The organism is Pseudomonas sp. UBA6323 (assembly GCF_002439135.1).
GTDB lineage: Bacteria > Pseudomonadota > Gammaproteobacteria > Pseudomonadales > Pseudomonadaceae > Aquipseudomonas.
Genome location: NZ_DJSX01000079.1, coordinates 99144 through 109307 on the forward strand (window position 1 = coordinate 99144; position 10164 = coordinate 109307).

General features: G+C 63.3%; 12 protein-coding genes. 1 reads left to right on the forward strand and 11 read right to left on the reverse strand.

All coding sequences use genetic code 11. From position 1 onward, the window contains the following. Positions 1-83 precede the first annotated feature (83 nt). From cysW to B3P22_RS19730, 10 genes are all read right to left on the reverse strand, one after another. Positions 84-911, reverse strand: coding sequence for a sulfate ABC transporter permease subunit CysW (gene cysW / locus B3P22_RS19685; RefSeq protein ID WP_197858645.1), 828 nt, complete (start codon positions 909-911; stop codon positions 84-86). Then, the gene (gene cysT, locus B3P22_RS19690; RefSeq protein ID WP_296272253.1) at positions 908-1747 is read right to left on the reverse strand and encodes a sulfate ABC transporter permease subunit CysT; all 840 of its coding nucleotides are present in this window, start codon (positions 1745-1747) and stop codon (positions 908-910) included. Before cysT ends, cysW begins: the two co-directional genes overlap by 4 nt. 115 nt (positions 1748-1862) lie before the next feature. Beyond that, a complete protein-coding gene (gene cysP, locus B3P22_RS19695) occupies positions 1863-2879 on the reverse strand; it encodes a thiosulfate ABC transporter substrate-binding protein CysP (protein WP_106735187.1) in 1017 nt (338 codons plus the stop codon). Positions 2880-3258: 379 nt separating this feature from the next. After that, positions 3259-3474 (reverse strand): TOBE domain-containing protein, encoded by a 216-nt coding sequence (locus B3P22_RS19700; protein WP_197858642.1) that lies wholly within the window; start codon positions 3472-3474, stop codon positions 3259-3261. 109 nt (positions 3475-3583) lie between these two features. Beyond that, a complete protein-coding gene (ssuB, locus tag B3P22_RS19705) occupies positions 3584-4399 on the reverse strand; it encodes an aliphatic sulfonates ABC transporter ATP-binding protein (RefSeq protein WP_296272258.1) in 816 nt (271 codons plus the stop codon). After that, a complete protein-coding gene (gene ssuC / locus B3P22_RS19710; RefSeq protein ID WP_296272266.1) occupies positions 4396-5160 on the reverse strand; it encodes an aliphatic sulfonate ABC transporter permease SsuC in 765 nt (254 codons plus the stop codon). The genes ssuB and ssuC overlap by 4 nt, the downstream gene beginning before the upstream one ends. A 203-nt stretch (positions 5161-5363) precedes the next feature. After that, positions 5364-6512, reverse strand: coding sequence for an FMNH2-dependent alkanesulfonate monooxygenase (ssuD, locus tag B3P22_RS19715; RefSeq protein ID WP_296272259.1), 1149 nt, complete (start codon positions 6510-6512; stop codon positions 5364-5366). Between the two features lie 179 nt (positions 6513-6691). Further along, positions 6692-7657, reverse strand: coding sequence for a sulfonate ABC transporter substrate-binding protein (locus B3P22_RS19720; protein WP_296272260.1), 966 nt, complete (start codon positions 7655-7657; stop codon positions 6692-6694). Between the two features lie 163 nt (positions 7658-7820). Further along, the gene (gene ssuE / locus B3P22_RS19725) at positions 7821-8414 is read right to left on the reverse strand and encodes an NADPH-dependent FMN reductase (protein WP_296272261.1); all 594 of its coding nucleotides are present in this window, start codon (positions 8412-8414) and stop codon (positions 7821-7823) included. A 9-nt stretch (positions 8415-8423) separates the two neighbouring features. After that, complete coding sequence (locus B3P22_RS19730; RefSeq protein WP_296272262.1) at positions 8424-9062, reverse strand: peroxiredoxin; 639 nt, start codon at positions 9060-9062, stop codon at positions 8424-8426. A 116-nt stretch (positions 9063-9178) separates the two neighbouring features. Here B3P22_RS19730 and B3P22_RS19735 point away from each other — a divergent pair, with 116 nt between their 5' ends. Continuing rightward, positions 9179-9634: a GNAT family N-acetyltransferase gene (locus tag B3P22_RS19735; protein WP_296272263.1), complete on the forward strand. Its 456-nt coding sequence runs from the start codon at positions 9179-9181 to the stop codon at positions 9632-9634. Here B3P22_RS19735 and B3P22_RS19740 read toward each other — a convergent pair. Then, positions 9631-10164 (reverse strand): winged helix-turn-helix domain-containing protein (locus B3P22_RS19740; RefSeq protein ID WP_296272264.1); only part of this gene is annotated, 534 nt, incomplete at its 5' end. The genes B3P22_RS19735 and B3P22_RS19740 overlap by 4 nt on opposite strands.

Genomic DNA, 10164 nt, shown 5'->3' on the forward strand with positions numbered 1-10164 from the left:
GCTTCAGCCGCGATAGGTCATAAGGCTACAGGCCGTAGGGTGGATGTCGCTCTCCACATCCACCACAACGCTGGCCCCCCCAATCACGCCTCGGCGCGCTGCATCAGGCGGCGCTGGCGCCACTCCATGAAGGTCTTGAGGAACAGCGTGAGCAGCGCCATGCACGCCAGCAGCCCGGCCGCGGTGAAGGCAGCCGCCGGCTTGTAGTCGTTGTTGAGCTGATCGACCAGCAGCGGCAACGTCAGGGTCTGGTTGATGATGGTGCCGGACACCACAGATACCGCGCCGAACTCACCCACCGCGCGGGCGTTGGTGACGACGACACCATACAGCAGCGCCCATTTGATCTTCGGCAGGCTGATGCGGCGGAAGATCTGCCAGCCGCTGGCGCCCAGGCACATCGCAGCGGTTTCCTCGTCCTGACCCTGGGTCTGCATGACCGGAATCAGGATGCGCGCCACGTAGGGGGCAGTGACGAACACGGTGACCATGACGATGCCCGGCCAGGCGAACATCAGCTGCAGGCCCTGATCGTAGAACCAGCGGCCAATGAAGCTTTCCAGGCCGTAGACCACCAGATAGCAGAGACCGGCGACCACCGGCGACACCGCGTAGGGAATGTCGATCAGGGTGGTCAGCAACTTGCGCCCGCGAAAATCGTAGTGGGTCACGCACCAGGCCAGGCAGATGCCGAAGCACAAGTTCAGCGGCACGGTGATCGCTGCCACCAGCAGGGTCAGGCCGATGGCGTGGAGCATGTAGTCCTCGCCGAGGTTGCTCCACAGCAGGTCGAGCCCGCCGGCCAGCGCCTTGGTGAAGATCAGCGCCAGCGGCACCAACAGGATCAGCGCCACCACCATCAGACCGAGGATTACCAGCGCCCACTGGCGCCAATCTTGGGGCTTTTTCATCGACCTTGCCGTTGCCATGCGAACAGACGCCCCTGCACGACCTGCAGGAGGAACAGAAGAGTCAGCGATGCGAGCAGGATCACCGAAGCGATGGCTGCCGCCGCCGGGTAATTGAATTCCTGCAGACGGACGAAAATCATCAGAGAGCTGACTTCCGTCTGGTAGGGGATGTTGCCGGCGATCATGATCACCGCGCCGAACTCGCCGAGGCTGCGGATGAACGCCTGCGAGCCACCGGTAACCAGTGCCGGCGCCAGAGTCGGCAGGATCACCTTGCGGAAGGTTTGCACACGGCTGGCGCCGAGGGTGCGCGCGGCCTCTTCGTATTCCGAGCCGAGATCCTGCAGCACCGGCTGCACCGTGCGCACCACGAAGGGAATGCTGGTGAACACCATCGCCACCACGATACCGGCGTAGGCGTAGGCCACCTTGAAGCCCAGCCACTGGCCGATCCAGCCGTTGGGTACCAGCAGCGCGGCGAGGGTCAGGCCGGCCACCGAAGTCGGCAGGGCGAAAGGCAGATCGACCAGCGCATCGACGATGCGCCGGCCGGGGAAATCATAGCGGGTGATGATCCAGGACAGCAGCAGGCCCAGCACCAGCACCGCCAGGGTCGAATAGAGCGCGGCCGAGATGGTCACCTTGTAGGTCTGCACCACGCGCGGATCGCTGATGGCGAACCAATACTGCGCCCAGGTCATGTCGCTGACGTAAAACAGCAGCGCCGACAGCGGCAGCAGGATCACCAGGGAGAGATACAGCACGCTGACGCCGAAGCTCAGGCCGAAGCCAGGCAGCAGCGGAGTCTGCAGGAAGAACAGCGTCGGTTTACTCACGAAAAAGCTCAGCTCTACAAATGCAGTTGGCCGCCAAAAAGGCGGCCAACTGACCATTACGATGCTCGCACTCCCGGCTGGCGGGTTGCACCCGCCCTACGCCAGACCGTCGCTATCAGCGACCCTCGGCGAGAAGCTGGTCGAGGATACCACCGTTGTCGAAGTGCTTGGCGGTGATCTCGTCCCAGCTGCCCAACACCTCGGTCGGGTTGATCAGGCGCACCGGAGCGAACTGCGCCTTGGTCGCCTCGACCACTTCCGGGTTGTGCACGCGGTAGTTGTAGCGAGTCAGCAGTTGCTGAATATCCTTGCTGTATTGGAAGTCGAGGAAGGCCTTGGCCTGCTCGCGGGTACCGCGCTCGTCGGCCACCTTGTCGACGATGGCCACCGGGAATTCAGCCAGTACGCTGACTTCCGGTACCACGATTTCCAGGTTGGCGGACTTGAACTCGTCACCCTTGGCGATGTTGATCACTTCCGATTCGAAAGTCAGCAGCACGTCGCCCTGGCCGTTCTGGGCGAAGGCCACGGTGGCGCCACGGCCGCCGGTGGGGAAGTTCTCGACGTTCTTCAGCACCTTGCCGACGAAGGCCTTGACCTTCTCCTGGTCGCCATTGAATTTCTCGTTGGCGAACAGCCAAGCGCCCAGGTAGCTGTAGCGCGCATTGCCGGAGGTTTTCGGGTTGGGGAATACCAGCTTCACGTCATCGCGAATCAGGTCGTCCCAGCTCTTGATGTTCTTCGGGTTGCCTTCGCGTACCAGGAAAGCGGTGGTGCTGTAGTACGGCGAGCTGTTGTTGGGGAACTGCTCGGCCCAGTCCTCGCGCAGCAGCTTGCGCTTGGCCAGGATGTCCACGTCGGTTACCTGGTTGAAAGTGACCACGTCGACCTTCTTGCCCTGGATGATGTCCTGCGCCTGACGCGAGGTACCGGCGAACGACTGGATGATCTTCACTTCCTTGCCGCTCTGCTGCTTCCAATGCTCGACGAACAGCGGGTTGATCTCGCCGAACAGTTCGCGAGCGATGTCGTAGGAGGCGTTGTGGAATGGCGTATCGGCCGCAGCATGGCTCAGCGAGCCAGTCAGCAGGGTGGCGCTGGCCACGGTGGCCAGAACGATCTTCTTCAGCATCTAAGGCGTCCTTATCGAAAGAGAAGCCTGCAGGCAGGCTATTTGATGGCGCGATTCTGCAGAAAAAACATATAGCTGAAAAATATCTTTTTCTTTGCGCCTTATAACCAGCCTCTCTTTGCCTTCGAAAACGCCATGCAGCCATCGTATCCGAAGGCTGCTCAGGCAACCACTTTTAGGACCTGTTCACGATCTTTATGTGCCTGAAAACTACAAGGCAAAAGCGTTCGGTGAGCATGCAGGAGGGGCTTCAGCCCCGAGCTTTATTGGGGCGCAAAGAGCTCGCGGCTAAAGCCGCTCCTACAAGATCGCAAGCGGCTTATTCCGCCAATTGGCTGCCAAAAACGACGAAATGGGCTGAAGAACTATGCAAAGGTTCTTACAGCTTGGCGATGGATACCTCGGTGGATTTGACGAAGGCGATCACCTCACTGCCCACCTGCAGCTCCAGCTCACGCACGGAACGGGTGGTGATCACCGAGGTGACGATGCCTGCAGCGGTCTGCACGTCGATTTCCGACAGCACGTCGCCGACGACGATTTCCTTGATGCTGCCCTTGAACTGGTTACGCACGTTGATGGCTTTGATGGTCATGGGTTTTTCTCCTGGGGTCGAAAATCAGCGGCAAGCTTCAAGCTGCAAGCTACAAGTAAAAAGCGCGCGGCTCTTGCTTGGAGCTTGTGGCTTGCAGCTTTTAGCTGCGTTAAAGCGCCCAACGCAGTTGCGTGGGCAGAGGTGATACGGGTTCCGGTGGCGTCGGCAATTCCGGCTGCGCCAGCACGCGGTCGAGCACGCGTGCTTCCAGGGCCGCCAGCAGCGGCGAGCCATGGGGGCGTGGGCGTACCAGTTGCACATCGAGATCGAGGCCGATCTGGCCGTCCTCGATCAGGATCACCCGATCGGCCACGGCCACCGCCTCGGCCACGTCGTGGGTGACCAGCAGCACGGTGAAGCCATGCTGCTGCCACAGACGTTCGATCAGTTGCTGCATCTCGATACGGGTCAAGGCATCTAGCGCGCCCAGCGGCTCGTCGAGCAGCAGCAGGCGCGGGCGATGGATCAGCGCACGGGCCAGAGCCACGCGCTGCTTCTGCCCACCGGACAGCGCTGCCGGCCATTCACCTGCGCGATCCGCCAGGCCGACCGCCGCCAACGCTTCCTCGGCCTGCTTGCGCCAGTTGCCGGAAAGGCCCAGGCCGACATTGTCGATCACGCGCTTCCAAGGCAGCAGGCGCGAGTCCTGAAACATCAGGCGGATGTCCTCGCGCACCGCGTTGAGCGAGCCGCTGCCGGCCAGCAGCTGGCCGCCGCTGGGCTGATCCAGCCCGGCCAGCAGGCGCAGCAGCGTGCTCTTGCCGCAGCCACTGCGACCGACCACAGCAACGAACTGCCCGGCCGGGATATGCAGGTCGATGCCCTTGAGCACCTGACGCTCGCCGAAAGATTTCTCGATGTTCTCGATTGCCAGCGGAACGCCGCCCGACGCAATGCCTTGGGGAATGTTGTGCAGTGCAGTCATTGCTCACCTGCCTTGGCCTGATAGGCCGGATGCCAGCGCAGCCAGACGCGCTCAAGACCACGGGCGGCGACGTCGGCCAGCTTGCCGAGCACCGCATAGAGCAGGATCGCCAGCACCACCACGTCAGTCTGCAGGAACTCGCGGGCGTTCATCGCCAGGTAACCGATACCGCTGCTGGCCGAGATGGTTTCGGCCACGATCAGCGTCAGCCACATGAAGCCGAGGGCGAAACGCACGCCAACCAGGATCGACGGCAACGCACCGGGCAGGATCACCTGACGGAACAGCGAGAAGCCGGACAGGCCATAGCTGCGCGCCATCTCCACCAGCGCCGGGTCGACGTTACGAATACCGTGGTAGGTGTTGAGGTAGATCGGGAATAGCGTGCCGAGCGCGACCAGGAACACCTTGGCTGCCTCGTCGATGCCGAACCAGAGGATCACCAGCGGGATCAGCGCCAGGTGCGGCACGTTGCGGATCATCTGCACCGAGCTGTCGAGAAAGCGCTCGCCCCATTTCGACAGGCCGGTGATAAAGCCCAGCAGCAGGCCGATACCGCCGCCGATGGCGAAGCCGATCCCGGCGCGCTGACCGCTGATCGCCAGGTGCTGCCAGATTTCGCCGGAGGCCAGCAGCTCCCAGCCAGCGGCGAGCACGGCGCTGGGCGCCGGCAGAATGCGGCTGGACAGCCAGCCACTGGCCACAGCCAGTTGCCAGGCGGCCAGCAGCCCCAGCGGCAAGGCCCAGGGCGCAGCGCGCAGCGCGCAGGGCCAGTTTGTGAAGGGTCGTGTTACTCATGGTTGCCTCGAAGAATTCTGTGTCTCTGTTCCCGGATTGCATCCGGGCTACATCGCCCCTCTCCCGCAAGCGGGAGAGGGGAGCCAAGCCGTGCCACCGAATCACCCCGCAACACCGATCAGCCCACTCTCCCATTTATGGGAGAGGGTTGGGGAGAGGGCGCTTTTCAACTCGCCGAAGCCGCCTTCGGCAAAATGTCGCTGGAGATCATTTCGCCGAACGGGCTGACATAGCCGCGGCTCTCCGGGCGCTGCGGCTGAGCCACGTCCAGGTGCGGGAACAGCAACTCAGCAACCCGGTACGACTCTTCCAGGTGCGGATAGCCGGAGAAGATGAAGGTGTCGATTCCAAGCTCGGCGTACTCCCTGACCCGCGCCGCCACGGTCAGGCCATCGCCGACCAGCGCGGTACCCGCGCCGCCGCGCACCAGGCCGACACCGGCCCAGAGGTTCGGCGACACTTCCAGGTTGTCTTTCTTGCCGCCGTGCAGCGCCGCCATACGCTGCTGACCGACCGAATCGAAGCGCGCCAGCGACGCCTGGGCGCGGTCGATGGTGTCCTGATCCAGGTGGCTGATCAGACGATCCGCCGCTGCCCAGGCCTCCTCATTGGTCTCGCGCACGATCACGTGCAGGCGAATGCCGAAGCGCACTTCGCGGCCCTGCGCAGCAGCCTTCGCGCGCACCTGAGCGATCTTCTCGGCCACGGCGGCCGGCGGCTCGCCCCAGGTCAGGTACAGCTCGACCTGCTCGGCGGCCAGTTCCTGCGCAGCGTCGGATGAGCCACCGAAATACAGCGGCGGACGCGGCTGCTGGATCGGCGGGTAAAGCAGCTTGGCGCCCTTCACCTGGATGTGCTTGCCGGCGTAGTCGACGGTTTCGCCTTCCAGTACGCGGCGCCAGATGCGGGTGAATTCGACGGACGCTTCATAGCGTTCGGCATGGGACAGATGCAGGCCATCACCAGCCAGCTCGTCCGGGTCGCCACCGGTCACCAGGTTGAACAGCGCACGGCCGTTCGACAGGCGATCCAGGGTCGCCGCCTGGCGCGCGGCCACGGTCGGCGAAATGATCCCAGGGCGCAGGGCGACGAGGAACTTCAGGCTCTGCGTGACCGGGATCAGCGAGGCCGCCACCAGCCAGGAGTCCTCGCAGGAACGTCCTGTCGGGATCAGCACGCCGCCGAAACCGAGGCGATCAGCCGCCTGGGCGATCTGCACCAGGTAGCCGTGGTCGACGGCACGCGCGCCTTCGGCGGTGCCCAGGTATTTGCCATCGCCATGGGTAGGCAGGAACCAGAAGATATTGAGGCTCATGGAGTTGTCTCCTTTCCGGAAATCGTCATAGTCCGGATCAATCCGGGAAATTCGGCCCCGCCCCCACCCTCGGCTCGACGAGCGAGGGAGCTGGCCGGCGGCGCCGAAACGTCCGCCGACCTTGATCGGCTCCCCCTCTCCCGTTCACGGAAAAGGGGTTTGGGGGAGAGGCTATGGTCTTACTGGGCCTGCGCGACCTTGGCCGGCGGATTCCAGATCACATCCTTGATGGTCAGCTGCCTGGGGATCAGCTTCAGCTCGGTGAAGGTGTCGGCGATCTTCTGCTGCGCCTCGACCACATCCGCGGTGATGAATTGCGCGCCGTAACCCTGGCGCTCAACGGCCTGACGAGTGATCTCCGGGGACAGGCCTATCAGCGGCGCGACCTGGCTGGTGGCCTCGTCGAGGTTGCCCTTGACCCACTCGCCGACACCGCGAATTTCCTCGACCAGCACACCAATCACCTGCGGGTGCTGCTCGGCATAGGTGCGGGTGGCCAGGTAAAACTGGTGGTTGTCGACCAGGCCAGTGCCATCACGCAGGCTGCGGGCCTGCAACTGCTGCTCGGCGGCGGACTGGAACGGATCCCAGATCACCCAGGCATCGACGCTGCCACGCTCGAAGGCGGCGCGGGCGTCGGCTGGCGGCAGGTAGACCGGGGTGATATCGCCGTACTTGAGGCCGGCATCTTCGAGCGCGCGCACCAGCAGGTAATGCACGTTGGAACCCTTGTTCAGGACGACCTTCTTGCCCTTGAGCTCGGCTACCGTTTTGATTGGCGAGCCTTTCGGTACGAGGATCACCTCACCGCTCGGTGCCGGCGGCTCATGGGCGACGTAGAGCAGGTCGGCGCCAGCGGCCTGCGCGAATACCGGCGGGGTTTCACCGGTAACGCCGAAGTCCACGGAGCCGACGTTGAGCCCTTCGAGCAGTTGCGGGCCGCCCGGGAACTCCGTCCACTTGACCTCCACGCCATGCTCGGCCAGGCGCTTTTCCAGGGTGCCCTTGGCCTTTAGCAGTACCAGGGTGCCGTATTTCTGATAGCCGATACGCAACGTCTCGGCTTGAGCTTGGGTGATGGCGCCGAAGGAAATGGCCGCGGCAAACAGGGCGACCAGACTCCGACGCAAAGTGTTGGCGCCCATGGCGACCTCCTTTGCAGATTGAGTGTGGGCCTGCTTGCCCGTTGGCGGGCGAGTAAGGCGAGGAAGCAGCCGCAAGCTTCAAGCCTCAAGTCGCAAGCGGGCGTGCCCGCTGTTGCTCTGGCTTCTACTTGCAGCTTGTAGCTTGCAGCTCATCGCTGCTCTTTCAAATACTCCAGCGGGCGTTCACCAGCCGGTCGTTCAATACGTTCGGATCGATCGGCTTCGGCCGTCGCGCCAGGGCTGCGCCCAGTTGTTCCAGTGACTCGTCGAGGCGCTCGCGCAACTCGTCGTCGATCTGCGCGGGCCTGTCCCCTTCCGGGTAGGCGATCTGCTTGTCCACGGCGAACACGCCGGAGAGCATTTCCTGCGCCTTCAGCGCGGCCAGCACCGGCTTGAGCGCGTAATCCACAGCCAGCAGATGAGTCGGGCTGCCACCACTGGCCAGGGGCAGCACCACCTTGTGCGCCAGGGCGCGCTCGGGCAGCAGATCCAGCAGCACCTTCAACGCGCCAGTAAACGACGCCTTGTACACCGGCGTACCGACCACCAGGCCATCGGCGCTGGCCACCACGGCCTGCAGCTGCTGCACTGCCGGGCTGTCGAAGCGAGCGTGCAGCAGGTCCTCGGCGGGAAAATCCCGCACCCGCAGCAGGCTCACTTCCACCTGCTGCGCCTCGAGGCGCTGGCGGACGTAATCCAGCAGCACCTCGGTGCGCGAACGCGCCGCAGGGCTACCGGAGAGCAACACGACGTGCATGCTGGTTCCTTATTTATTCGGCTGCGGCGTCAGGCGCAGATAGGGCTTCACTGCGCGATAGCCTTTCGGAAAGCGCTCGGCAATCTCGGCCTCGTCCTTCAATGACGGCACGATCACCACCTCTTCACCGTCCTGCCAGTTGGCCGGGGTGGCCACCTTGTAGTTGTCGGTCAGTTGCAGCGAATCGACCACGCGCAGGATTTCGTTAAAGTTGCGCCCGGTACTGGCCGGATAGGTGATGGTCAGGCGCACCTTCTTGTTCGGATCGATGATGAACAGCGAACGCACGGTCAGGGTGTCGTTGGCGTTCGGGTGGATCAGGTCGTAAAGGTCGGACACCTTGCGGTCGGCATCGGCGATGATCGGGAAGTTGACCGCAGTGTTCTGCGTCTCGTTGATGTCGTCGATCCATTTGATGTGCGAATCCACCGGGTCGACGGACAGGGCGATGGCCTTGACGCCGCGCTTGGCGAATTCATCCTTGAGCTTGGCGGTGAAACCCAGCTCGGTGGTGCACACCGGGGTGAAGTCAGCCGGGTGAGAGAAAAGGATGCCCCAGCTGTCACCGAGCCACTCGTGAAAACGAATGCGGCCTTCGCTGGAATCCTGTTCGAAGTCAGGGGCGATGTCGCCCAGGCGGATGGTCATGATCGTGCTCCTTGGCAGCGGCTTGCGTGGTGCTCACTATGCTCAGGAACGAAACGAAACAAAAAGAATAAATAATGATTTATTTATAACCAAAAAATCTTTTAAGAAAGAGCGTCATGACCACCCCAACCTTGCACGAGATCCCCAGCGAACAGACGCCCATGGCGCTGTTGCTGGAAGCCGATCCCAACATCGCCCTCATCGTCCGTTATCTACAGGACGGTCATTGCGTGGTCGCACGCCTGAACGACGTGATCGTCGGCGTCTACGTAATCAAGGCCCTGACCGTCGATACCTGGGAACTGATGAACATCGCCGTGGCGCCCGAACACCAGGGTCAGGGTATCGGCGCCCTGCTGCTGCACCACGCCATCGACCAAGCCCGGCAACTCGGTGCTAAGCGCCTGGAGTTGGGCACCGGCAGCTTCGGCCACCAACTGACCTTCTACCAGCGCGCCGGCTTTCGCGTGGTCGCGGTGGAACCGGACTACTTCCTGCAGCACTACCCCGAGCCATTGTTCGAGAATGGCCTGCGGCATCGGGATCGTTTGCGCCTGGCGCTGGAGCTTTAGGCAGAGTCGCGCAGACGATAGCCGACACCAGCCTCGGTGATCAGATAGCGCGGCGCGGCCGGGTCGTCGCCGAGTTTCTGCCGCAGGTGGCCGACCACCACGCGCAGGTAATGACTGTCGCCGACGTGACTGGGGCCCCAGATATCACGCAGCAACTGTTGCTGGGTCACCACCCGCCCGAGGTGCTGGGCGAGCAGCGCCAGCACCGCGTATTCCTTGGGCGTCAGGGCGATTTCGGTGCCGTCGAGGCTGACCCGGCGATAGGCCAGGTCGATATTCAGCGCGCCACAGGCGATGCTCGCCGGCAACGCTTCGCGGCCCAGGCCCTGGCGCAGCAGAACGCGCACCCGGGCGAGAAATTCCTGAATGCCGAAGGGTTTGGTCACGTAGTCGTTGGCGCCGCCGTCCAGCGCCAGCACCTTCTCCCCCTCGCTGGCGCGCACCGAGAGCACCAGCACCGGTATCTGGCTCCATTCGCGCAGGCCGCGCAGTACCTGCTGGCCGTCGAGGTCGGGCAGGCCGAGGTCGAG

What these genes read in the sequence shown, in the direction of transcription:
- cysW (WP_197858645.1), bottom strand. Translation starts at nt 911, where the DNA reads ATGAAAAAGCCCCAAGATTGGCGCCAGTGGGCGCTGGTAATCCTCGGT.
- cysP (WP_106735187.1), bottom strand. Translation starts at nt 2,879, where the DNA reads ATGCTGAAGAAGATCGTTCTGGCCACCGTGGCCAGCGCCACCCTGCTG.
- B3P22_RS19700 (WP_197858642.1), bottom strand. Translation starts at nt 3,474, where the DNA reads ATGACCATCAAAGCCATCAACGTGCGTAACCAGTTCAAGGGCAGCATC.
- ssuB (WP_296272258.1), bottom strand. Translation starts at nt 4,399, where the DNA reads ATGACTGCACTGCACAACATTCCCCAAGGCATTGCGTCGGGCGGCGTT.
- ssuD (WP_296272259.1), bottom strand. Translation starts at nt 6,512, where the DNA reads ATGAGCCTCAATATCTTCTGGTTCCTGCCTACCCATGGCGATGGCAAA.
- B3P22_RS19720 (WP_296272260.1), bottom strand. Translation starts at nt 7,657, where the DNA reads ATGGGCGCCAACACTTTGCGTCGGAGTCTGGTCGCCCTGTTTGCCGCG.
- ssuE (WP_296272261.1), bottom strand. Translation starts at nt 8,414, where the DNA reads ATGCACGTCGTGTTGCTCTCCGGTAGCCCTGCGGCGCGTTCGCGCACC.
- B3P22_RS19730 (WP_296272262.1), bottom strand. Translation starts at nt 9,062, where the DNA reads ATGACCATCCGCCTGGGCGACATCGCCCCTGACTTCGAACAGGATTCC.
- B3P22_RS19735 (WP_296272263.1), top strand. Translation starts at nt 9,179, where the DNA reads ATGACCACCCCAACCTTGCACGAGATCCCCAGCGAACAGACGCCCATG.